At 64.5% G+C, this 20,858-nt stretch carries 22 protein-coding genes; 11 read left to right on the top strand and 11 right to left on the bottom strand.

All coding sequences use genetic code 11. From position 1 onward, the window contains the following. Window positions 1–33: 33 nt before the first annotated feature. Complete coding sequence (locus SynWH8101_RS04710; RefSeq protein ID WP_130128779.1) at window positions 34–1,869, top strand: DEAD/DEAH box helicase; 1,836 nt, start codon at window positions 34–36, stop codon at window positions 1,867–1,869. 3 nt (window positions 1,870–1,872) lie between these two features. After that, window positions 1,873–2,151, top strand: coding sequence for a hypothetical protein (locus SynWH8101_RS04705; RefSeq protein ID WP_130128778.1), 279 nt, complete (start codon window positions 1,873–1,875; stop codon window positions 2,149–2,151). A gap of 9 nt (window positions 2,152–2,160) precedes the next feature. On the opposite strand, the gene SynWH8101_RS04700 is transcribed toward SynWH8101_RS04705, so the two are convergent. Next, window positions 2,161–2,349: a hypothetical protein gene (locus tag SynWH8101_RS04700; RefSeq protein WP_130128777.1), complete on the bottom strand. Its 189-nt coding sequence runs from the start codon at window positions 2,347–2,349 to the stop codon at window positions 2,161–2,163. A gap of 267 nt (window positions 2,350–2,616) precedes the next feature. Between SynWH8101_RS04700 and SynWH8101_RS04695 the strand changes: the two genes are divergently transcribed. Continuing rightward, window positions 2,617–2,949 carry an RNA-binding protein gene (locus tag SynWH8101_RS04695; RefSeq protein ID WP_130128776.1) on the top strand — a complete coding sequence of 111 codons (333 nt, stop codon included), beginning with the start codon at window positions 2,617–2,619 and terminating at the stop codon, window positions 2,947–2,949. A 92-nt stretch (window positions 2,950–3,041) separates the two neighbouring features. Here SynWH8101_RS04695 and SynWH8101_RS04690 read toward each other — a convergent pair whose 3' ends face one another. Both SynWH8101_RS04690 and SynWH8101_RS04685 read right to left on the bottom strand, forming a co-directional pair. Continuing rightward, a complete protein-coding gene (locus SynWH8101_RS04690) occupies window positions 3,042–3,242 on the bottom strand; it encodes a hypothetical protein (protein WP_130128775.1) in 201 nt (66 codons plus the stop codon). A gap of 72 nt (window positions 3,243–3,314) precedes the next feature. Continuing rightward, window positions 3,315–4,214, bottom strand: a complete 900-nt coding sequence (locus tag SynWH8101_RS04685) for an oxaloacetate decarboxylase (protein WP_130128774.1) — start codon at window positions 4,212–4,214, stop codon at window positions 3,315–3,317. Window positions 4,215–4,280: 66 nt separating this feature from the next. Between SynWH8101_RS04685 and SynWH8101_RS04680 the strand changes: the two genes are divergently transcribed. From SynWH8101_RS04680 to SynWH8101_RS04670, 3 genes are all read left to right on the top strand, one after another. Further along, window positions 4,281–6,071, top strand: a complete 1,791-nt coding sequence (locus SynWH8101_RS04680) for an ABC transporter ATP-binding protein (RefSeq protein WP_130128773.1) — start codon at window positions 4,281–4,283, stop codon at window positions 6,069–6,071. Next, window positions 6,071–8,221 (top strand): cation:proton antiporter, encoded by a 2,151-nt coding sequence (locus SynWH8101_RS04675; protein WP_130128772.1) that lies wholly within the window; start codon window positions 6,071–6,073, stop codon window positions 8,219–8,221. Before SynWH8101_RS04680 ends, SynWH8101_RS04675 begins: the two co-directional genes overlap by 1 nt. Window positions 8,222–8,295: 74 nt before the next feature. Next, entirely contained in the window at window positions 8,296–9,216 is a 921-nt protein-coding gene (locus tag SynWH8101_RS04670) for an LCP family protein (RefSeq protein ID WP_130128771.1), read from the top strand. On the opposite strand, the gene SynWH8101_RS04665 is transcribed toward SynWH8101_RS04670, so the two are convergent. Then, the gene (locus tag SynWH8101_RS04665; RefSeq protein ID WP_254428109.1) at window positions 9,198–9,665 is read right to left on the bottom strand and encodes an MgtC/SapB family protein; all 468 of its coding nucleotides are present in this window, start codon (window positions 9,663–9,665) and stop codon (window positions 9,198–9,200) included. The genes SynWH8101_RS04670 and SynWH8101_RS04665 overlap by 19 nt on opposite strands. A gap of 27 nt (window positions 9,666–9,692) precedes the next feature. On the opposite strand from SynWH8101_RS04665, the gene SynWH8101_RS04660 reads away from it, so the two are divergent. The 3 genes from SynWH8101_RS04660 to SynWH8101_RS04650 are packed head-to-tail and all read left to right on the top strand — an operon-like array spanning window position 9,693 to window position 13,665. Next, entirely contained in the window at window positions 9,693–10,655 is a 963-nt protein-coding gene (locus SynWH8101_RS04660) for an aromatic acid exporter family protein (RefSeq protein WP_130128770.1), read from the top strand. Further along, window positions 10,655–11,824, top strand: a complete 1,170-nt coding sequence (locus tag SynWH8101_RS04655) for an FUSC family protein (protein ID WP_130128769.1) — start codon at window positions 10,655–10,657, stop codon at window positions 11,822–11,824. The genes SynWH8101_RS04660 and SynWH8101_RS04655 overlap by 1 nt, the downstream gene beginning before the upstream one ends. Next, complete coding sequence (locus tag SynWH8101_RS04650; RefSeq protein WP_130128768.1) at window positions 11,821–13,665, top strand: TolC family protein; 1,845 nt, start codon at window positions 11,821–11,823, stop codon at window positions 13,663–13,665. The genes SynWH8101_RS04655 and SynWH8101_RS04650 overlap by 4 nt, the downstream gene beginning before the upstream one ends. Here the strand turns inward: SynWH8101_RS04650 and SynWH8101_RS14020 are convergent. From SynWH8101_RS14020 to psbP, 3 genes are all read right to left on the bottom strand, one after another. After that, complete coding sequence (locus SynWH8101_RS14020; RefSeq protein WP_165380919.1) at window positions 13,651–13,821, bottom strand: hypothetical protein; 171 nt, start codon at window positions 13,819–13,821, stop codon at window positions 13,651–13,653. The genes SynWH8101_RS04650 and SynWH8101_RS14020 overlap by 15 nt on opposite strands. A 13-nt stretch (window positions 13,822–13,834) precedes the next feature. Beyond that, window positions 13,835–15,157 (bottom strand): NHLP bacteriocin system secretion protein, encoded by a 1,323-nt coding sequence (locus SynWH8101_RS04645; RefSeq protein ID WP_130128767.1) that lies wholly within the window; start codon window positions 15,155–15,157, stop codon window positions 13,835–13,837. Between the two features lie 111 nt (window positions 15,158–15,268). Beyond that, entirely contained in the window at window positions 15,269–15,823 is a 555-nt protein-coding gene (psbP, locus tag SynWH8101_RS04640) for a photosystem II reaction center PsbP (protein ID WP_130128766.1), read from the bottom strand. Window positions 15,824–15,924: 101 nt separating this feature from the next. On the opposite strand from psbP, the gene recR reads away from it, so the two are divergent. Together recR and lipA are read left to right on the top strand one after the other, a co-directional pair. Continuing rightward, on the top strand, window positions 15,925–16,506 hold the full coding sequence (recR, locus tag SynWH8101_RS04635; RefSeq protein WP_174719539.1) for a recombination mediator RecR: 582 nt from the start codon (window positions 15,925–15,927) through the stop codon (window positions 16,504–16,506). After that, window positions 16,503–17,417, top strand: a complete 915-nt coding sequence (gene lipA / locus SynWH8101_RS04630) for a lipoyl synthase (protein ID WP_130128764.1) — start codon at window positions 16,503–16,505, stop codon at window positions 17,415–17,417. Before recR ends, lipA begins: the two co-directional genes overlap by 4 nt. On the opposite strand, the gene SynWH8101_RS04625 is transcribed toward lipA, so the two are convergent. From SynWH8101_RS04625 to bioB, 4 genes are read right to left on the bottom strand one after another with little or no spacing between them, the layout of a single operon-like run. Further along, window positions 17,396–17,914 (bottom strand): hypothetical protein, encoded by a 519-nt coding sequence (locus SynWH8101_RS04625; RefSeq protein ID WP_130128763.1) that lies wholly within the window; start codon window positions 17,912–17,914, stop codon window positions 17,396–17,398. The genes lipA and SynWH8101_RS04625 overlap by 22 nt on opposite strands. Further along, window positions 17,911–18,894 carry a DUF952 domain-containing protein gene (locus SynWH8101_RS04620; protein ID WP_130128762.1) on the bottom strand — a complete coding sequence of 328 codons (984 nt, stop codon included), beginning with the start codon at window positions 18,892–18,894 and terminating at the stop codon, window positions 17,911–17,913. Before SynWH8101_RS04620 ends, SynWH8101_RS04625 begins: the two co-directional genes overlap by 4 nt. Window positions 18,895–18,904: 10 nt before the next feature. Beyond that, window positions 18,905–19,843, bottom strand: a complete 939-nt coding sequence (locus SynWH8101_RS04615) for a rhodanese-related sulfurtransferase (RefSeq protein WP_130128761.1) — start codon at window positions 19,841–19,843, stop codon at window positions 18,905–18,907. Further along, window positions 19,843–20,832 (bottom strand): biotin synthase BioB, encoded by a 990-nt coding sequence (gene bioB / locus SynWH8101_RS04610; protein ID WP_130128760.1) that lies wholly within the window; start codon window positions 20,830–20,832, stop codon window positions 19,843–19,845. The genes SynWH8101_RS04615 and bioB overlap by 1 nt, the downstream gene beginning before the upstream one ends. Between the last annotated feature and the right edge of the window lie 26 nt (window positions 20,833–20,858).

The following is a 20,858-nucleotide window of genomic DNA, read 5'->3' as shown; positions in this document are numbered from 1 at the left end:
TTGAAGGATCAATCAGGCCAGTGCCTTTTCGACATGACCCAGAGTGCAACGCACGGCAGTGAGCTGTCGTGTTCGGTGGATCTCAGCGCCGCCACGATCGACGACGCCCCTCCGGCCAGCGTGACCAATGCAGCGTCGGGCTCGGAAGATCCCCTCTTCACCACCGTGATCAACAACCCGCAGGATGCGGCGTCGGGCTTTGACGGCTTTGGCTTCAGTGAGGCGCTCCTGCGCACCCTGGCCAGCAAGGGCTATCAGGAACCTTCACCGATCCAGCGGGCCGCCTTTCCCGAGCTGATGCTGGGCCGGGACCTGGTGGGACAGGCCCAAACCGGCACCGGCAAGACCGCCGCCTTCGCCCTGCCCCTGCTCGAGAGGCTGCAGTCGGAGGGACCGGGCCCCCAGGTGCTGGTGCTCGCTCCCACTCGGGAACTGGCCATGCAAGTGGCCGAGTCGTTCAAGGCCTATGCAGCCGGCCATCCCCACCTGAATGTGCTGGCGATCTACGGCGGTTCCGACTTCCGCTCCCAGATCCACAGCCTCAAGCGTGGGGTGGATGTGGTGGTGGGCACCCCGGGGCGAGTGATGGATCACATGCGCCAGGGCACGCTGAACACCAGCCATCTGCGCAGCCTCGTGCTCGATGAAGCCGATGAAATGCTGCGCATGGGTTTCATCGACGATGTCGAATGGATCCTCGATCAGTTGCCAGAAGAACGCCAGGTGGTGCTCTTTTCGGCCACGATGCCGGCCGAAATTCGTCGCTTATCCAAGCGCTATCTGCGCGAACCGGCAGAAATCACGATCAAAACGCAGGAAAAGGAAGCCCGACGCATCCGTCAACGCTGCATCACGCTGCAGAACAGCCACAAGCTGGAAGCGCTCAACCGTGTACTGGAGGCGGTCACCGGCGAAGGGGTGATCATTTTTGCCCGCACCAAGGCGATCACTCTCACGGTGTCGGAAAACCTGGAGGCGGCCGGTCATGACGTCGCCGTCCTCAACGGTGATGTGCCCCAAAATCAGCGGGAGCGCACGGTGGAGCGCCTACGCAAAGGCACGGTGAACATCCTGGTGGCCACCGATGTGGCAGCACGGGGCCTGGATGTGGAACGCATCGGCCTCGTGATCAATTACGACATGCCCTTCGACAGTGAGGCCTATGTGCACCGAATCGGTCGCACCGGCCGGGCCGGTCGCAGCGGTGAGGCAATTCTGTTTGTCACGCCTCGAGAGCGCCGGTTTGTCAACAACCTCGAGCGGGCAACCGGGCAACCGATCGAGCCGATGCAGATCCCGAGCAATGCCGAGATCAATCAGGCCCGGCTCGACAATCTGCGCCAGAAACTGACGGCCGTGGCCAACGGTGATGGCGCTGAGCGCCAGGCGGATGAAGGCCCCCTCCTGCAGGAACTGCTGCAGCGCGTCGCCCAGGAGCACAGCCTGAGCATGGAGCAACTCGCCCTGGCCGCCCTCACCCTGGCGGTGGGCGACCAGCCGCTGCTCGTGCAGGGAGATGAAAGCTGGCTACAGAACGCCAACCGCGGCCGCACGCGCGAAGATCGACTCAGCAGCCGTGGCGGCGAACGCGGCGACCGACGTCGGCAGGAGCGCCCCTCCCGACCACCCGAAGACAACATGGAGCGATTCCGTGTCGAGGTGGGCCATCGCGACCGGGTTAAACCAGGCAACCTGGTGGGGGCGATCGCCAATGAATCCGGTCTGCAGGGGCGGATGATCGGCCGCATCCAGATCTTCGAATCCCACAGCCTGGTGGACCTGCCCAAAGGGATGCCCCAGGATGTGTTTCAGTCCCTGAAGCGCCTGAAGGTGATGAACAGGGAACTGCAGATCCGCCCGTTCACCTGAATCATGCGCACCCTCTCAACACTGTTGCTTGCCACCACGGCCGGCCTGGGCCTCTCTGCGGCCGTTCCGGCCAGTGGCTGGGCCGCCGGAGACGACGGCATGATCCAACGCCTCTGCCTCGCTGGCTTCAATGCCGCCATGAGCCATGCCGGCAAAACGCCACCGGCAGGAATGGGCACTTACACCTGCAACTGCTTTCTGGCTGAGGTGAACAGCGGCGCCTCGATTCAGTCCGCCCAGGAGAGCTGCAAGCAGAAGGCAGCCGCTCGCTACAAAATTTGAAAGCGCCAGTCAGGACACCGTGACCTGACTGGACACATCCAGCTGGGTGACGCTGAGCAGTTCCACAGCGCGCACCAGTTCGTATTGCACTTCTGGCACGCTGCAATGCACCAGCGACTGCAGCAGGTCCAAGCGATCGGAGGGGCTGAGTTCACCCTCCGCCGTCCACTGAAGCGCCCGGATCGAAGCCAGCCCCATCGCTCCCTCCTGTCAGGATCTTCTGACAATGATGCATGAGCGCGGCCAGCCCCGGCTTCTTCCACTTCCCTTCACAATCCTGTGAACAGCGCGCGATAGAAACTCACTGAGCACATGCCCCTGTAGTTTGGAACCGCATCAGCTTCAGCGTTCGGCTCTGATCGGCTCGCTCCCCCAGGCTTCAGCTTCACACGGCTTCAGCATCAAGGACTTTCCTTTTCGGACCACGGCTTCACTGATCACATTTCTCCATCGGTCCAAACAGGAATGACCATCTACATCGGCAATCTCTCCTTCCAAGCGGAGCAGGAGGATCTGCTCGACCTCTTCAGCCAGTACGGCGACGTCAAGAGCGCCAGCCTGCCCCTGGATCGCGAAACCGGCCGCAAGCGTGGCTTCGCTTTCGTGGAAATGAACAACGACAGCGACGAGCAGAAAGCGATCGACGATCTCCAGAACGTGGAGTGGATGGGCCGCATGATCCGCGTCAATAAAGCGACCCCGCGCGAGCGCACCGGTGGTGGTGGTGGCGGCTACGGCGGTGGCGGCAACCGTGGCGGCGGCGGCGGTGGTGGTTATGGCGGTGGCAACCGCTGGTGATCCAGCCCCTCTGAGCAATCGCGTCCGCTCAACAGAAAGCCCTGGGTTTCGGTCAACTGGCCGGCCCAGGGCTTTTTTGCGACTTCAAGAGGTCAGGCGATCGCCTCAGCCTCGTCGAGCTCGATCAGATCATGCAGCTGATCCCGCTGCCACTCGCGGCAACGCACCTCGGCCACGGGATGGGTGGGTTGCAGTTCGCCTTCGCGGGGCTCCGGCAGAGCCTGGCGCAGGCTGCGACGACGCAACTTGGCGGTCCAACGGTGGAAGCGATGGAAGTCTCGGGTCCGTGTCATGAACACCTCCTGGTGGTGACACCACTGGTCTAACGCCGGGGGCAACCCCTGCACTGTTCATCAGCAACAGCTTCACAGTGAGCTACGGGCGTGGGCTTGCAGCATGGCGTCGTATTGATCGAACCCCACCAGCTCACGCAGCTCCGCAAACTCCAGCATCCGCTCCGGTGGACGCCCGGCCGCCAGATCCGCCAGGGCGGCTTGCATCGCGGCGGCGGCGCAGGAGAGCAGGGTGAGCGGATAGGCCGCCAGCCGGAAGCCCATCGCCGCCAACTGTGCGGGCGGCAAAAGCGGCGTGAAGCCTCCCTCCAACATGTTGGCCATGCGCCAGCCGGGCACCTCGGCGCAGAAGCGGCGCAGCTCCGCCTCCGAACGGGGCGCCTCCAGGAACAACACGTCGGCGCCCAGCTCAGCGAAGGCCTTCAAGCGCCACAGGGCCTCCTCCAACGCAGCCTCATCGCCATGGCTGGCCGCCAGGGCCGAGCGGGCATCGGTGCGCGCCACGATCACCAGATCGGCGCCTTCGGCGCGGGCCGCCGCCGCGGCGCGAATCCGGCCCAGCGCCTCCTCGCGGCTCACCACCTCCTTCACCCCCGTGTGGCCGCAGCGCTTCGGGGCCAGCTGGTCTTCCAACATGATCCCCGCGAACCCGGCCCGGGCGAACTGGTGCATGGTGCGCTGCACGTTGGCCGCGTTGCCATGGCCCGTGTCGCCATCGCCGATCACCGGGATGCGCACCGCACTGCAGATCGAGCGCCCCTGATCGAGCATCTCCGTCACGGTGAGCAAGCCCGTATCGGGCAACGCGGCCCGCGCCGCGGCCACCGAGAAGCCGCTCATGAAGGTGAGCGGAAAGCCGGCCCGCTCCACCAACCGCGCCGAGAGGGCATCGAAGCAGCAGGGCATCACCTGGCACGACTCCCCCGCCAAGATCGCCCGCAGTTGATCGGCAGGACTGATGAACGCATGCATCGGGGCCACTCGCTCAATCGCTTGAGCGTTGCACAGCTCCACCGGCGCCTGGCCTTGAATGCAGCGATGGCACATCCCCCCTCCACCCTGCAGCGGCTGCTCGCCCACCTGGCCCCCCATCGCCGCCTGGTGCTGGCCGCCAGCGCCTGCTCCCTGTTGAACAAGTTCTTCGATCTGGCGCCACCGGTGCTGATCGGTCTCGCTGTGGATGTGGTGGTGCAACAGCAGACCTCCTGGCTGGCCAGACTGGGCGCCGTGACCGTCCCCAGTCAGCTCGGCGTGCTGGCTGGCCTCTCCTTCCTGGTGTGGAGTGCGGAATCGCTGTTCGAATATCTCTATGGCGTGCTCTGGCGCAACCTGGCCCAGACCACCCAACACAGCCTGCGCCTCCAGGCCTACGACCATCTTCAGAACCTGGAGATGGCCTTCTTCGAAAACGACAGCAGCGGCCGCTTGCTCACCGTGCTCGGCGATGACATCAACCAGCTGGAGCGGTTCCTCGATCACGGCGCCAACGAGATCCTGCAGCTGATCACCACGGTGGTGCTGGTGGGCGGAGCGATGGCTGTGATGGCACCCGGCGTCGCCCTGTTTGCCTATCTGCCCATCCCGGTGATCCTCTGGGGGTCACTCCATTTCCAGAAGCGCCTCGCTCCCCGCTACCGCGACGTGCGCGATCGGGCCGGTGCGATGGCCGCCAGGCTCGCCAACAATCTGGGCGGCATGCTCACGATCAAGAGCTTCACCAGCGAAGCCTGGGAACTGGAGCAACTCCGCCAGGCCAGTGACGCCTACAGGCAAAGCAACAGCCGGGCGATCCGTCTCTCCGCCGCCTTCATCCCCCTGATTCGCTTCGCCATCCTGTTCGCCTTCCTGGCGATCCTGCTCATCGGCGGATTGCAGGCCTGGCAAGGGTCGATCGCCGTGGGCACCTACAGCTTCCTGGTGTTCATCACTCAGCGATTGCTCTGGCCCCTCACCACCCTGGGCCGCACCCTCGACGATTATCAGCGCTCGATGGCTTCAACCCGGCGGGTGCTGGATCTGATCGACACGCCGATCCGAATCACCGGAGGCCAACGGCGGCTCCACCCGGACACGCTCCGAGGCGCCATCAGCTACGACCAGGTCGACTTCCACTACCGCGAGCGGGCACCGCTGCTGCAGAACTTCAGCCTTCGGATCAACGCCGGTGAAACTGTGGGCATTGTCGGCGCCACCGGATCGGGCAAGAGCACCCTGGTGAAACTGCTGCTGCGCCTCTATCCCCTCCAGGCCGGGCGAATCTGCCTGGATGGCCTGGCGATCGACCAGCTCAATCTCACCGATCTGCGGCGCTGCATCGCCCTGGTGAGCCAGGACGTGTATCTGTTTCATGGCAGCGTCGCCGACAACATCCGCTACGGCCAGGAGCAGGCCAGTGCCGCAGCCGTGCGTCACGCTGCCGAACTGGCCGAGGCCCATGCCTTCATTGCCGCCCTGCCCGAGGGATACGACACCGTGGTGGGCGAACGTGGCCAGCGGCTCTCAGGCGGACAACGCCAGCGCATCGCCCTGGCGCGGGCGATCCTCAAAGATGCGCCGATCCTGGTGCTCGATGAAGCCACTGCAGCGGTGGACAACGAAACAGAAGCGGCGATTCAACGCTCGCTGCTGCAGATCACGGCCAACCGCACCACACTGGTGATTGCTCACCGCCTCAGCACCGTGCGGCACGCGGACCGGATTGTGGTGATGGATCACGGACGCATTGCCCAGAAAGGCACGCACGACGCCCTGATCGCCTGCGGTGGCGCCTACGCCGATCTCTGGCGAGTGCAGGCAGGCCTGCGTCCTGACGAAGCCCTCGCCCTCTGATGAATGCCTCGCTGGCTGCGGCCGCGCCATCAACCGCATCGATCTCTCAGCTTTTTCACCACCCGCTGGGGGTTTTCGCTCTGCTGGTGGGGATCTCGATGCTGGTGCCACCCATCGTCAGAAAAACAGGTTTACCCGACCTGGTGGGTCTGCTGATCGCAGGAATCCTCGTTGGCCCCAACCTCCTCAACTGGCTACAACCCGGCGGAGAAACCGTCAATCTTTTCTCGGATATTGGCGCCATTTATCTCCTCTTCATCGTAGGGCTAGAGATCGATCTTGACGAATTCAGCCGCGTCAAGACCCGTTCCTTAACACTCGGAATTCTCCACTTTCTGTTTGGCATGGCAACAGGAACAGGCATCGGAATCCTGTTCGGCTTCCCCCTTGTTCCATCCATTCTTGTGGGCACATTGATTGCCACCCACACCCCTCTTGGCTACCCGATTGTCCGCAGCTACGGAGCCCAACGCGATGAATCGGTCGTTGTGAGCGTTGGCAGCACAATTCTCACCGACATCGCCTCACTGCTGGTCCTCGCAATTGCCATGGGGCTCGGCAAGGGATCGTTTTCAGTTCCCAGCGTCATCAGCCTGATTGCCAGCGTCTGCTTGTTCGCAGTCCTTGTTGTTGTCAGCATCCGCACGATCGGAGAAAAGATTTTCAAAAGCAGCATCAACGATGAAAACCGGATTTTCCTCGCCGTTCTACTAACCCTCTTTATCGCTTCACTCGGAGCCGAACTGGCTGGCGTCGAAAAAATCGTGGGCGCTTTTCTAGCCGGCCTGGCCATCAACTCTGTTCTACCTGAAGGCAAGGCAAAGCAACAAATCATCTTTGTTGGGGGAGCTCTTTTTATCCCAATCTTTTTTATTCATCTTGGATTACTGATCGATCTCAACAGTCTTCGCAACAGCATCAGCGAGTTTGAACTCACCGCCTTAATGGTGTTTGGAGTGATTGCATGCAAAGGGATTGTCAGCTTTATCGCCGGCAAACTCTTTGGCTACAACGGCAATCAAGTGGTGATGATGTGGTCTTTGGCCATGCCTCAGGTTGCCGCGACTCTGGCTGCGGCCTTTGTGGGGTATGAAGCGGGCCTCTTGAGTGCCTCTGTGCTCAACGGAGTCCTCGCAATGATGGTGGTGACAGCGTCCCTTGGGCCAGCGCTCACGGCTCGCTCCGTCACACAACTTGTCGAACCTGATGACGACACCAAATCCTTCCTCGTCACCTCCAAACCATCGCTTCTTGCGAGTACATCCGGTGATGACCTCGCAGATCCACCCAGAGCGGTGGTTCGACGTCCCCTGAAAATCGTGGTGCCAGTGGCGAATCCCGCGACGGAGTACGGCCTGCTGAGCATGGCCTCACGTCTCTTGACTGGAGGATCAGACCACTCCGGCCAGCTGCTGCCGATGGCTCTGGTCTGCCCAAGCCTGGAGGAAGCCCGTGGCAGTCTCACCCGGGCCGTCGCCACCGCCAGAGAGCGACTGGCACAGGCCACGGCCATCGGATCCACCCTTGGGGTGCCGACGCACTGCCTGCTGCGGCTGGATGAAGACATCGCCGGTGGCATGAGTCGCAGCGCCCTGGAACAGGGGGCCGATCTGCTGCTGATCGGGACAGGACAGCCCGACAAACTGCGCCAGTGGCTGTTCGGTGATCTGGTGGATGGGGTCTGCCGCAGCGCCCACTGTCCTGTGGTGGTGGTGAATCTGGCCGGACGGGATCCGGAAGAGCTGCAACGGATCCTCGTCCCGATCAAGGACTTGTCCGCCAGCGCGCGCGAGCAGTTCGAACTGGCGCAGCGCCTGCTGAACCATGGCGGGGGCGGAGCCTCAGGGGTGATCACCCTGCTGCACATCGTTGATCCCCGTTTCAGCCGCCACGATCGCCAATGGATCGAACGGGAACTGCGGCGCTGGCATCCCCCAGGGGAATCGCACGAGCGCATCCGCATCCATCTGGTGCAAGGGCCAGGCATCGACCAGATGATCGAACGCTCCAGCCGCCACCATGATCTGGTGATTCTCCGCTCCCAGCGCCGCCGGGTGGCCGGCTTGCCCATCCCGGCAAGCGATCGCACCAGTGGCCTCATCCGCCAGCTCGCTTGCCCCACCATGGTGATCAGCGAGCCCCTGCATTGAACCGCTGCAACACGACGCCAGCAGCGCTGGAGACCAAGCTTAAGAAAAGAAAAAGGCATGGCTAAAGTTGGCCGATGAAAGCGCCGTACCCAAGGCCAACAGCCGCCCGTTCCCTGCTCATCGCCGTGAGCATCGGCCTGGGTGCGGGGTTGCTGCTTTCCATCCCCCTGCGACGCTCCTTAGCACCGGGACCCGCAACGGAAGCCGGTGACTCCTTGCTGCCAATCAGCAATCCCTTCGCCGCCTGGTCGGGCTTCGGCAACAGAGAAGTGGTGGTGCTCGGCATGGATGCCGGTGGCGGCAACACCGATGCGATCTTCACCATCCGGGTGGAGAACGGCGAAACCCGCATCACCCAGATCCCTAGAGACAGCTACATCGATTCGCGCAATTTCGGCCCGATGAAGGTCAACGCCCTCTATGCCCGGGGTGGCGCGGAGGCGGTGAAGCAGGAGCTCTCGCGGCTGATGGGGCGACCGATCCAACACCACATCCTGGTGAACCTGGAAGGCATCCGCACCATGGGTGAGCTGGTGGGCGGCGTGCGGGTGGATGTACCCAAGCGGTTGTATTACCTCGACCGCTCGCAGGGGCTGGAGATTGATCTTCAACCGGGACCGCAGACCCTCAAAGGACGAGATCTGGAGGGTTTTCTGCGCTGGCGCCACGACGGCGAAGGCGATTTAGGCCGGCTCGCGCGCCAACAACTGGTGCTCAAGAGTTTGTTCAGTTCGCTGAAACGACCGGAAAATCTGGTGCGCCTACCCGCCCTGATCACGGCCGCAGGGCGCAATCTCAAAACCGATCTAGGGCCGATGGAACTCGGTGGATTGATCACCGCCATGGGCACTACCGATCTGGAAACCGAGCGGCTCAAGGCCACGCCGTTCGACCGCAATGGCATCAGCTATCTCGACACCGAATGGCCCGGGGGCAACAGCAGCGGTGCCGATGCCAGTGAAACGAGCAGCTGGCGCTACCGGGTGTTGTTCTGACCCCCAAAGCTGAGCACGATCAGGGCCAGCACCAGAGCGATGAGCACAATCGATGGCGTGGACGTGGCCACGGTCACCCCCAACGCCGCGGTGAACCAAATCGACGCGGCGCTGGTGAGGCCGCGCACATGGGCCGGCTCACCGCGCTTGCGCGAGCGCGGTTCCTGAAGAATCTCGCCGGCACCGAGGAACCCCACCCCCGTGGCCACCCCCTGAATCGCCCGACTACGGCTATCCAGCCCATCACCGGCCGCGAGCACCAGGAGACAGGCACTGAGCCCCACGAGCACATGCACGCGTAAGCGATGCGGATGATCGCGACCGGTGCGGAAGCGGTTGAACCCCACAGCGGAGCCACAGGCCACCGCAGCACCCATGCGCCAGAGCGCGTCGAGGTCGAGATCGGTGGTGTGCGACAGCGCGGTGGAGAGGAAATCGGGCGACAACACGGGCGACAACGAGGCCGTGCCCGCACAATGGCAGCGATCGTGAGCTTCGGCGTGAACGGCAATCTGCTGCGACAGAGCCTGCGTCTCGGGCTGAGCGTGTTGATCACCTGCGCCATCGCCCAGCATTTTCAGCGCATCACCTATCTCTGGTACCCCCTGCTCGCCGTCACCTTCGTGGTCGACGACCAGGACGACAACTCCCTGCGGGCAGCCCGGGGTCGCATCCTGGGCACGGTCACCGGCGGGCTGGTGACCTTTGTGGTGCACACGATCCTCTCCGGTTGGATCGGCATCCTGGTGAGCCTCTTGATCTCGATTCCGCTGCTGCGGCGCCTCGGCTGGAGCAGCGGCCTCTCCACCGCCGCGGTGATTACGATCATGTTCCTGGGAATTCCGGGCTACGCCCTGCTGAACTGGAGCTACGTCTTCAACCGCAGCGTCGACACGGTGGTGGGCATCGTTGTGGCCCTGCTGATGGGTCGCCTGTTCTGGCCGAAGAATCGGCTGGCCCGCATGCAGGAGCTCAGCGATGACTTGGTGGCGATCCTGCATCACCGCCTGAAGGCCCACAGCGCCGCCTTCCAGGGCCGAGGCCCAGCGCCGGAACCGATTGATTCGGAAGCGATTACGCGCAGCCTGCTGGAACTGCAACGCCTGATCAATGTGGAGGAAAGCCTCGGACCTCGCCACATCCAGCGCTTGCGCCTACGCCGTTGGCCACAACGGATGAGCCTGCTGCGCTGCCTGCAGGTGCGCTGGTTGCTCGTGGAGCGCCTCTTGGAGCGCTTGCGGCCGGAGGAGGGAATGCTCGCGTTGCCTGAACTGGGTCGCTATTTAGATCCCCAGCAACCGTTACACCTCCAGGCACTAATGCTTCCCCGCGACACGCAACAACTCAGCGTGCCCCAACGGATCGCCCTTGAGGAGCAGGTGACGCGGCTCACTCGCCTGATTCGGAGCCAACAAATTCTTGAACGGGCGATGGCCTAATGGCTGCTCCAACGCCAAAGACAACGCAACGCAATCCCTGGGTGGTGCGAAGCGATCTACGCCTGGCCGTGGTGACCGGCCTGAGCGCCGGCTTCGGTCTGCTCAGCGACATCCCTTTCGGCTACTACCTGCCGATGACCACGGCAGCCGTGCTCTCCAGTTCCTACGGCAGTTCGCTGAAGCTGGGCATCCAACGGCTGCTTGGGTCGCTCATGGGGGTGATCCTGCTGGTGATCTTCTCGCGCAGCCTGCAACTCCCACTCGCTCTCTCCCTGGGTCTGGCTCTGGGGGCAACACGCCTCCTGGGCGGAGCGCTTGGCCTGCAGGTGGGTTACAAGGTGGCGGGCAACATCATCATCATGGGCTGGTTGGTTCACAACAGCGAAGAAACCGTCTGGGGACCGCTACGCCTGTTCTGGACCTCGCTGGGCATCGTCATCTCCCTGTGGGCTGCCCGATGGATCTGGCCAAGTCGCACCATCCCAGAGCTGCATCAGCAATGGGCTTCCTTCCTTGATTCACTTGCTGAGGAACTGAATCTCGAATCCCACCAACTCCAGCAGGAGAGGCCCCATCGACTTTCCACAACAGAGCGACGCACCCGTAGAACCACTCTTCTAAACACAATCAACACCATCCGCCAACAGCGCCAGACGGCCCAGATGGAGCTGGGAGCCAGCCCCGAGAACCACCCCCTGCATCGTCTCTGGAGCCAATTGGATCTCCTCAGCTCCCAGCTGCTCAGCACAATCGATGGGCTTCGGGGCCTGCCGGCACCGATTCATTTTCCCGACGACGTCCGCCACCTCCACACACAAGAGGTGAGGGTGCTGGAAAAGGAAATCACGCTTCTGAACACACTCGCTGATGAAATCAGGCGCCCCTCACTTCTCAATCAACAAACCATGCGCTGCGAGGCCCTGAAAAGCGCCTTTCAGGACCTCCAAACCGAGGCAAACGAGCTTGAGCACCAAGTACTTCAGACCACCAAATCAGCCCAGGCCCAGGTGAGCGCCCAACGGTTGCGCCAGATGGTGCTGCGGGCATCGCTGTTGGGACACATGGTGATGATCACCCGAGACAACACCCCAGGCCTGGCCGGATCAACACCTGTCCTTGCCCAGGCGCTGGCGAGCGATGGCTCGGCAGGATCAGGCGGATTGCGATGACCAGCGCCGGACTTGTGCTCCTGATTCTCCGCCGCTGTTCCCGTCTCACGCCGCTGCTCACTCTGCTGACAGCGCTCTCTCCCGCTGGCGCACAGCCGGTGCAACCCCGCGCCACCGCGGTGCCCCCCCTCAACACCGGCGGCGGCACCCGCCAGCTGGAAGAAAGCTGGAATCAGCTCAACCGCCAGATGGAGGCGCTCGATTCGATGCTGGGTCCGGCGCCAGGCCTTGACAGCAGCGACGATCTGGCCGCCCCCGAGGTACCCGCCAACCTGCTCGATGCCAACCAACCGCCTTCCGGTCCCCTCAGCCCCGAGGAGGCTCGTCCAGATGCGCCCTTGAGCCTGCCGAACGCAGGCACCCCCGCCAACCAGATCAAGGCGGTGAGCCTGAAGGACGCGATCGCGATCGCCTTCCAGAACAACCCGAACCTGCAGGTGCAGCGGGATCAGATCGCCGCCCAGGCCGCCACCGTGGCCGCCGCGGCCGGCAGCTACTGGCCCACGATCAGCGTGTTCGGCAACGTCGAGGGCTTCCAGAGTGGCACCACCACCTACTCCCCCTACGGCAACAACACCTACGGCTTTGGGCCCCCCTTTGCGACCCAGGGGCAGATGCCGAATTTCGCCCTCACCAAAAACGGCACATCAGTCAGCGGCGATTCCGCCGGGCCGTTCTACGTGCCAGCCGGAGGAGGCCTGGGAGCCGTCGCCAACGGTGTGTCGGCCGATGCGGGCCTGCAACTGAACTACGCGGTGATCGACTTCGCCCGGACGCCGCGGGTGCGGGCTGCCCAGGCCGTGCTCGAACAGCAGGAGAAGACCTACGCCAACGACCTGCGCGCCCTGCAGCTGGCGGTGAGCGAGGCCTACTACGACCTGCAGCGCAGCGAGCAGCTGGTGCGCATCCGCGATGCGGTGGTGCGCACCGATCTGGTGGTGCTCGAAGACGTGCTCGACCTCAAGCGGGCCGGCCTGGTGCCCAGGGTCGACCTGCTGCGTCGCAGCGCCGTGCTGTCGGCTGATCAGGAGGATCTGATTCAGGCCCTGGCCGACCGTGCCGTCGCCCGCCGCCGCCTCTGGACCGTGCTCAACCTGCCGGCCTCGGTCACCCCCAGCGCCGCCGATCCGATCAGCCTGCAACCGGCCTGGCCCCTCAATCTGGAGCAGACCCTGCTGGCGGCTTACGACAACAACCCCGAACTGGAAGCGATCCTCGCCACCCGCCGCGCCCTCGCCCTGCGCCAGGACGCCACCGCCGCCCAGCTGCTGCCCAAGCTGAGCCTGTTCGCCGCTGCCGGTGGTCTGGGGTCGGTGGAGCGATTGTTCAATTTCTCGGTCATCGGCGGTGGCTGTTGCGGTGCCACCTTCCTTCCACTGGAGCAGGTGAGCGGTTACGAGTGGTCGGTGGGTCTGGCCTTCAACTGGCTGATCTTCGATGCCGGCACCACCGCCAACAGCGTCAAAGCCCTGGCGCTGAAGGAACGGGCGGAAGCGCAGCGCTACGCCAGCACCCGCAACGACATCCGTCTACGCCTGGAGCAGGCCTTCCTCAACCATGAAGCCAGCCTCGCCAAGCTCGTGTCGGCTCGACGGGCCGTGGGGGCGAGCAAGGAGGCCTTCCGCGACACGAAGCTGCGCTATCAGACCGGTCTGGCCAATGAAATCGATCTCTCGGTGACCCAGGAGCGACTGGTGAATTCCCTGGTGCGCCGCCTCTTCGCCACCGTGGATGTGAACACCACCTACGCCCGCTTGCTGCGCGAACTGCTGCCCATGCCCAGTGACCCCTCGGTAGCGGTTCCCACCCAACTCACGCTCAACCGCTCAGAGCGCCCTTGACGACCACCACCGTTCGATCCGGTAGCCAAACACCACCAGGAACACCACCAACCAGAACCACAGCTCGGGCGGATTGGCATTCATAAGCACAATCAACAGCACCACCTCGGCGATCAACCAGGGCAGTTCCTGACGCAGCAAAGGACGAAGAGACATCGGGACTGGCGAGCTAGCGAGGGGTACCGGGCTGGCGCAGGAAGGGCAGGTTCCAGAGGCGATCGATCCGCAGGGAGCGATAGCCGCCGGTGAGCGAGCGCAGCCCGGGCAAGATGTAGGTGATCGGCGAACGCCACTCCACGTAGGCGAAGGTGTCGACGGTCAAGCCATCGCGAATCGGGAAGACACCGCTGCCGCCAGAGAGGGTCCAGCGGTAGCCGTCGTCGGAGCGGGGATCACGATCGAGACTGATCTCGGCGCGCATCACCGGCCCCTCCTTGACCAGCTCGTTAGCCAGCTGGGTGTTGCCCACGGTGGTGGAGATGTCTTCCGGGGTGGCCGGCAGGGTGAGCACGCTGCGCACCGTGCCTTCAATCCCCCCGAAGCGACCGCGCTGATTCCAGAGGGGCACCACCTCCACAGGGAGCCCGAGCGGCAAGCGGCGGGCATCGGCGGGGGGGAAGTAGGCGACGGCGATCAGGTCGCCGCCATCTTTTTTCTCACCGGGCGGTGGGGCTTCGGCGCGGCCGATCGTGCCCAGACGATCCTTCGCTTTGATCGTTTGCCCTGGGATCACCTGCAGATCGAGAACGGTGCCGCTGCGTTCCGCCGTGATCGTGCCGTCGTAAGCAATCTGGGCTTCGGTGACCTTGATCTGACGTTTCAGGTCATCGATCTGGTAATTGCGATTGAGCTGTTCGGTTTCGATGTTCAGCTTGATCTGCTGAAAGTTGGTGACCGCTTCCTTGCGCTGAATCTTGATGTCATCCAGTTGCACGCTCGTGCTGGTGAGGCCCTGCTCGGCCGACACCACAGCGGTGGAGAGCGGCGCCACCACGGCGCGCTTGGAAAGCCAGTTGAGGTTCTCCACCTTGCTGCCATAGGTGGCCTGGAGCTGGCTGAGACGGGCCTGATCATCAGCCAACTTGGCCAGGGTCGTGTCGAGCGCGACCTGGGCTGTGTTGATCCGCAGGGCGTCGCGCTGGTTGAGTTCGTTGTTCTGCCTCACCAACTGGGCCAGGTTGCCCTTCTGCTGCTCCAGCTGCCGTTCGAGTACCGGCAGATAAAGGGTCATCAACACCTGCCCCTTGCGCACCTTGTCGCCCACCGACACGTTCACATCGAGCACCTGGCCGGTGGCGCGGGCGTTGAGCACGCCGGCGTTGTTGGGGTAGATCAGCACCCCCTGGCCCTTCACCTGGGTGGGTACGGGCCAGAACACCAGCCAGAACAGAAAGATGCCGCCCACGCCCAACAGGGAAGCTCCCACCTGCTGGTGGTCGGAAAGGCCGTTCCAGCGACCTTTCAGGCGCTCAACCCGGGAGGACGTCGTCATGGGCCAAAGCATGGCCCCTGGGGAGGGGGATGGCTGTGCTGCTGGGGACAGTTGCTTGAAACGGCCCAGGCCACGATCCGATGAGCTCAGGACCGCTCAGGTCGGAATCGATCAGATCAGCAGCGTGAAGGAGCTGATCACCTTGTCGAACAGACCCTTCACCTTCGGCCAGCGCTCCTCATTGGTGCTAGTGGCCAGGGTGTAGAGGCGGCCGCGATCCACTACCACAGTGGCGAGTTCGTGCCGGTCACGGTCTTGAAGGTGCACGGCATATTCGAGGTCGTAGAAGGTATGACCGCCACTCTCCCGTTCCGTCGCCTCCACCAGATCGGCAGCGCGGCCACTGCCCTGGGGAGCGATCACGTCTCGGCGAAGCCGCTCACCCACCGCCACGGCGCTGCCCAGCTGGGTGAGGTCATCGTTGGCGTCCACATCCGACACCACCAGGCTCACTGTTTCATCGCTGTGAATCAGGTCGTGAAACACCACCTGGGGACCGTTGCTTACAGCCACCCGGGTCCAGCCGGTGGGATACAAAAAGGCATAACGCCCATCGGGGCTCTGAAAGGAGTTCAAACCGGCGGTGGATCCAGCACAGGCCGAAAGCGACAGCACACAGAGCAGGGCGAGCAGCAGGCGCCAGGGCGATTGCAGGATCGAGCGCATGACGCCAAGACCAAAACAGAACTGGAGGCCATTCTGCCCCTGGGCAGCCTGCCTAAATTCGTGGGATTCGCGGCAGATCCCTGAGCGGCTTCACCCGACCGCTGGCCCGGTTGATCGAGCAATTTGAACGATTGCCCGGGATCGGCCCCCGAACCGCGCAGCGGCTTGCGCTTCATCTGCTGCGCCAACCGGAGGAGCAGATCCAAAGCTTCGCGGAAGCACTGCTGGCGGCCCGTCGCCAAGTGGGGCAGTGCCAGACCTGTTTTCATCTCAGCGCCGAGCCAACCTGCGAGATCTGTTGCAATCCCGAACGCGGCACCAGTGGCCTGCTCTGCGTCGTCGCCGATTCCCGTGATCTGCTCGCCCTGGAGCGCACCCGGGAATACGGCGGTCGCTATCACGTGCTCGGCGGCTTGATCTCGCCGATGGATGGCATCGGCCCGGAGATGCTGCAGGTGAGCAGCCTGGTGCAGCGGGTGGAAGCGGAGAGCATCGGCGAGGTGATCCTGGCGCTCACCCCGAGTGTGGAGGGCGACACCACCAGCCTCTATCTGGCCCGGCTGCTGCGGCCCTTCACCCGGGTGAGCCGGATCGCCTACGGCCTGCCGGTGGGCAGCGAGCTGGAATACGCCGACGATGTCACCCTGAGTCGAGCGCTTGAAGGTCGCCGAGACGTCGTATGAGCCGAGTCAGCCGCTACAGCAGCCTGCGCCCCAAAGAGCGCTTGCCCCACTGGCTGCGCCGGCCCGTGGGTAATGCCAGCGCGCTGGAGGCAGTGCAAGCGGTGGTGAAGCAGGGCGCCCTGCACACAATCTGCGAAGAGGGACGCTGCCCGAACCGTGCCGAGTGCTATGCAGCCGGAACCGCCACCTTCCTGCTGGGGGGATCGATCTGCACCCGCAGTTGCGCCTTCTGTCAGGTGGAGAAGGGCCGGGCACCCATGGCCCTCGATGCAGGCGAAGCGGAACGGGTGGCCGATGCGGTGCAACGCATGGGCCTGCGCTATGTGGTGCTCACCGCCGTCGCCCGCGATGACCTCGCCGATCACGGCGCCAGCCTGTTCACCTCCACCATGGCGGCGATCCGGGCCCGCAACCCCCTGATCGCGATCGAGGTGCTCACCCCCGATTTCTGGGGAGGTCACCGGGAGTGCAGGGAGGGCGAACAGGCCCAGCGGCAACGACTCCAGACCGTGCTCGCAGCCCATCCGGTGTGCTTCAACCACAACCTGGAAACGGTGCAGCGCCTGCAGGGGGAGGTGCGCCGGGGCGCGACCTACAGCCGCTCCCTCGGGCTCCTGTCCGCCGCCCGGGAGCTGGCCCCCCAGATCCCCACCAAAAGCGGCCTGATGCTGGGCTTGGGGGAGACGCGCGATGAGGTGATCGCCACGCTGCGGGATCTGCGCGCCGTCGACTGTCAGCGGCTGACCCTCGGCCAATACCTGCGCCCATCGCTGGCCCACCTGCCGGTGGATCGCTACTGGACACCGGAGGAATTCACAGAGCTGGGCACCATCGCCCGGGAGCTGGGTTTTGCTGATGTGCGCTCAGGGCCGCTGGTGCGCAGCAGTTATCACGCAGCCGAGGCCCGCTGAGCAAGCCGCCAGGCCCGAGCCAATCCCTCCCTGCAATCACCCCGCATCAACAGCCCAGCCCCACCCCACACCATGCGCAGGGGTAGATCAGCGGCCGCCGCTCCCACTTCACGCAGGGGCGCAAACCCCAGCCGGCGGAAGTAGCGCACCAGGCGGCGATGTTGACGGTCGTCATCCCGGATCGCCAGCAGCCGAGCGCTGCGGCAGGGGGTGGAGTCCAACGCCCAGGCGAAGGTGGCGGCCCAGATCAACGCCCCCACGCCGGCAGGAGCGGCCGGCAGCACCCGCATGGTGTCGAGTTGGAGGCCAGCCGGAGCGCCATAGGCCCAGGCCTTCAATTCACCCAGCAACAGCAAGGGTTGCCCCTGGGTCTGCGGCGGCTGGGCCACCACCAGGCGCAGACTCCAGAGACCCAGAGGGCGCCCCACCTGAAGGCGCAGCAACAGCCCCCGCGACGCCGCCAGCTGCTCGATCTCCGCCAAAGAGGGTGCCGTCATGGTGTCCAGGGCTGGGCCAACACCACAGCGTCGAGGGGAAGGGCACCGTAGAGGTGCGGAAATTGCTCGCCGCTCCCCGGCACCGGCTCCCAGCGCACCTCCAGGCCTGCGCTGATCAGATGCTGGCGGTCGATGCACAGCTCCAGCACCTCACCGGGCGGCAGATCGGCGTAGAAACGCTGGGCGGTGGCGTCCACCTGATCGGCAGCGCTGAGGTGAATGAAGCCCACCGCCTCCAGGGATTGTCCCCGGGTGGAACGGTCGTAGGTCCCCGATTGCCGCGCCGCCTGCCACTCCGGCCGCAGCGCCAGGTGATACAGCCAGGCCTGGGAGCGCCAGGCGCTGCGCGATGCCCAGGGCGCCTCCATCACCGCCGCGAGCTCGGGGCCCTGCAACAAATGCGCCAACCAACCCTGAAGCGGCGCCAGCCCAGGCTCAGCGTCGAAGCCCTCCGGATCGGCGAGGCGGAACTGCCGCACAAACGGCATCAGGGCCCAATCCGCCAGGGAAGGCCGCGCACCGAGCAGCCAACCCGCAGCCGCCAAACGCTCATTCCAGCGCCGCAGGATGGCCAGGGCCTCCTGGCGATGAGCTTCAGAAACTGCGCCCGGGTAACGATCGGGATACTTGAAGCGATCGAGATGGTCTTTGAAAGGGCCGTCGTTCTCGTGGATCAAGGCCTCAATCGTGGCGCGATCAGACGCACTCCATCCCGCGAGCCAGCCGCCAGGGTCGGCCTGAGCCAGCGCCCAATGCATGATCGCCAGGCTTTCCTCGATCACCTCGCCCTGCGGACACACCAGCACGGGCACGGTGGCTTTGGCGGAGACCTCCACCAGCTCCGGCGGCTTGGCCTTCAGGGCCACTTCACGCAGCTCCAGATCAGGTCCTGGCCGCAACCCCGCCGCCGCCAGGGCCAGCCGGGCACGAATCGCGTAGGGGCAGCGGCGGAAGCTGTAAAGGATCGGGCTCGCGGGCATCCGATGCACCTCAGCGCTTGTCGCTCTGGAGGCGTTGCTGCAGCTGGCGTTGCCGCTCCGCGAAACGGGCCCGATCGGCATCGCTGAACCGATCGACGCAGTGCAGACACTGCACCCCGGGTCTGTAGGAGTCCATCGCCAGCTGCTCCGGGGTCAACGGCAGGCCACAGGCGTGACAGAGCTGGTGCACACCGGGCTCGAGGCGATGGTTGAGGGCAACCCGCTGATCAAACACAAAACATTCCCCCCGCCAGCGGCTCTGTGCTTCGGGCACCTGCTCGAGGTAGTTGAGGATGCCGCCGCGCAGGTGATGCACCTCACCGAATCCCTGTTGCTGCAGATAACCGCTGGCCTTTTCGCAACGAATCCCGCCGGTGCAGAACATGGCGATCCGCTGCGGTCGCTGCTGCGCCAGCCGCGGCTTCAAGTGCTGCTCCACCCAGGCCGGGAACTGGCGAAAGCTGGCGGTTCCCGGATCCACGGCGCCCTCAAAGCTGCCGATCGCCACCTCGTAGTGGTTACGGGTGTCGATCACCAGGGTGCCTGGGTCATCGATCAGGGCATTCCAATCGGCGGGCTCCACATAGGTGCCCACACTGCGATGCGGATCCACCTCCGGACAGCCCAGACTGACGATCTCCATCTTGCGGCGAGCCCGAAAGCGACGAAAGGCCTGATGCGCACACCAGCTGCGTTTCACATCCAGCCGGGCGAAGGGCGCCTCCCCCAACCACAGGGCATCCCTCAACTGGTTCAGCACCGCCTCAACGCCCGCCTCCGCACCACTGATCGTGCCGTTGACCCCCTCAGCGGCGATCAACACCGAGCCGAGCACCCCTTCGCGGGATGCCAGCGCCGGCAAGGCCGTGAGCAACGACTCCCGCGTCGCCTCAGGCACGGGGGTGAAGGCATAGAACGCCGCCACCAGGATCGGCGGTCGCTCGCTCATCAACGGGCCGACCCTTCCCAGCTGGCCTTCACACCGGCAGCGGCGAGCAGGGCCCGATCAGCCTCCACCGCCGGATTGCCGGTGGTGAGCAGGGTGTCGCCGTAAAAAATCGAATCGGCGCCGGCCTGCAGGCAGAGGATCTGGGCTTCGCGGCTCAGCTGTTCTCGCCCTGCGCTGAGTCGCACACGGCTGGAGGGCATCAGGATCCGTGCCGTCGCCACCATGCGCACCAGCTCCAGCGGGTCCACCGGCGCCCGCTCCTCCAAAGGCGTGCCTTCAACTGCAACGAGGGCATTGATCGGCACGCTCTCCGGGTGGGGGTTCATGGCGGCGAGCACCTGCAGCATCGAGGCCCGGTCTTGGACCGTCTCCCCCATGCCGATGATGCCGCCACTGCAAAGGGTCACTCCGGCGCGCCGCACCCGCTGCAGCGTCTCCAGGCGCTCCTGATAGGTGCGCGTGGTGATGATCTGGTCGTAGTGCTCCGGGCTGGTGTCGAGGTTGTGGTTGTAGGCCGTCAATCCCGCCGCCGCCAGACGCTCCGCCTGCTCGTCTGTGAGCATCCCGGCCGTCACACACGCCTCCAGCCCCAGTTCGCGCACGCCACGCACCATCGCCAGCATCGACTCGAACGCTGCCCCCTCGCGGATCTCACGCCAGGCCCAGCCCATGCAGAACCGATCGGCACCGGCGGCCTTGGCCGCCCTGGCCCGCTCCAGCACAGGCGCCACATCCAGCTCAGGCTGACCGGTCACATCACTGCTGTGATGCATCGACTGGGGGCAATAGGCGCAGTCTTCCTCGCAGCCCCCGGTCTTGACGCTGAGCAGGGAGGCCAGCTGCACCCGGTAGCCAGGGTTGGCGAGGCGATGCACCTGCTGGGCCCGCCAGAGCAACTCGATCAGGGGCAGTTCCAGCAGGGTCTGGATCTCGGCCACACTCCAGTCATGACGCCGCTCCACCGGGGCCATGGTCAGCTCATCGCTCATTGGCGCCGAATCCCTCCACTGCTGCG

The organism is Synechococcus sp. WH 8101 (genome assembly GCF_004209775.1).
GTDB lineage: Bacteria > Cyanobacteriota > Cyanobacteriia > PCC-6307 > Cyanobiaceae > Synechococcus_C.
The sequence above is the reverse complement of the archived record's forward strand: the minus strand, read 5'-3'. Positions and strand labels throughout refer to the sequence as shown.

Excerpts from the sequence above, each read along its gene's own strand:
- SynWH8101_RS04710 (WP_130128779.1), top strand. The coding sequence starts at position 34 with ATGACCCAGAGTGCAACGCACGGCAGTGAGCTGTCGTGTTCGGTGGAT.
- SynWH8101_RS04705 (WP_130128778.1), top strand. The coding sequence starts at position 1,873 with ATGCGCACCCTCTCAACACTGTTGCTTGCCACCACGGCCGGCCTGGGC.
- SynWH8101_RS04700 (WP_130128777.1), bottom strand. The coding sequence starts at position 2,349 with ATGGGGCTGGCTTCGATCCGGGCGCTTCAGTGGACGGCGGAGGGTGAA.
- SynWH8101_RS04695 (WP_130128776.1), top strand. The coding sequence starts at position 2,617 with ATGACCATCTACATCGGCAATCTCTCCTTCCAAGCGGAGCAGGAGGAT.
- SynWH8101_RS04690 (WP_130128775.1), bottom strand. The coding sequence starts at position 3,242 with ATGACACGGACCCGAGACTTCCATCGCTTCCACCGTTGGACCGCCAAG.
- SynWH8101_RS04685 (WP_130128774.1), bottom strand. The coding sequence starts at position 4,214 with ATGCATGCGTTCATCAGTCCTGCCGATCAACTGCGGGCGATCTTGGCG.
- SynWH8101_RS04680 (WP_130128773.1), top strand. The coding sequence starts at position 4,281 with ATGGCACATCCCCCCTCCACCCTGCAGCGGCTGCTCGCCCACCTGGCC.
- SynWH8101_RS04675 (WP_130128772.1), top strand. The coding sequence starts at position 6,071 with ATGAATGCCTCGCTGGCTGCGGCCGCGCCATCAACCGCATCGATCTCT.
- SynWH8101_RS04670 (WP_130128771.1), top strand. The coding sequence starts at position 8,296 with ATGAAAGCGCCGTACCCAAGGCCAACAGCCGCCCGTTCCCTGCTCATC.
- SynWH8101_RS04660 (WP_130128770.1), top strand. The coding sequence starts at position 9,693 with ATGGCAGCGATCGTGAGCTTCGGCGTGAACGGCAATCTGCTGCGACAG.
- SynWH8101_RS04655 (WP_130128769.1), top strand. The coding sequence starts at position 10,655 with ATGGCTGCTCCAACGCCAAAGACAACGCAACGCAATCCCTGGGTGGTG.
- SynWH8101_RS04650 (WP_130128768.1), top strand. The coding sequence starts at position 11,821 with ATGACCAGCGCCGGACTTGTGCTCCTGATTCTCCGCCGCTGTTCCCGT.
- SynWH8101_RS14020 (WP_165380919.1), bottom strand. The coding sequence starts at position 13,821 with ATGTCTCTTCGTCCTTTGCTGCGTCAGGAACTGCCCTGGTTGATCGCC.
- SynWH8101_RS04645 (WP_130128767.1), bottom strand. The coding sequence starts at position 15,157 with ATGACGACGTCCTCCCGGGTTGAGCGCCTGAAAGGTCGCTGGAACGGC.
- psbP (WP_130128766.1), bottom strand. The coding sequence starts at position 15,823 with ATGCGCTCGATCCTGCAATCGCCCTGGCGCCTGCTGCTCGCCCTGCTC.
- lipA (WP_130128764.1), top strand. The coding sequence starts at position 16,503 with ATGAGCCGAGTCAGCCGCTACAGCAGCCTGCGCCCCAAAGAGCGCTTG.
- SynWH8101_RS04625 (WP_130128763.1), bottom strand. The coding sequence starts at position 17,914 with ATGACGGCACCCTCTTTGGCGGAGATCGAGCAGCTGGCGGCGTCGCGG.
- SynWH8101_RS04620 (WP_130128762.1), bottom strand. The coding sequence starts at position 18,894 with ATGCCCGCGAGCCCGATCCTTTACAGCTTCCGCCGCTGCCCCTACGCG.
- SynWH8101_RS04615 (WP_130128761.1), bottom strand. The coding sequence starts at position 19,843 with ATGAGCGAGCGACCGCCGATCCTGGTGGCGGCGTTCTATGCCTTCACC.
- bioB (WP_130128760.1), bottom strand. The coding sequence starts at position 20,832 with ATGAGCGATGAGCTGACCATGGCCCCGGTGGAGCGGCGTCATGACTGG.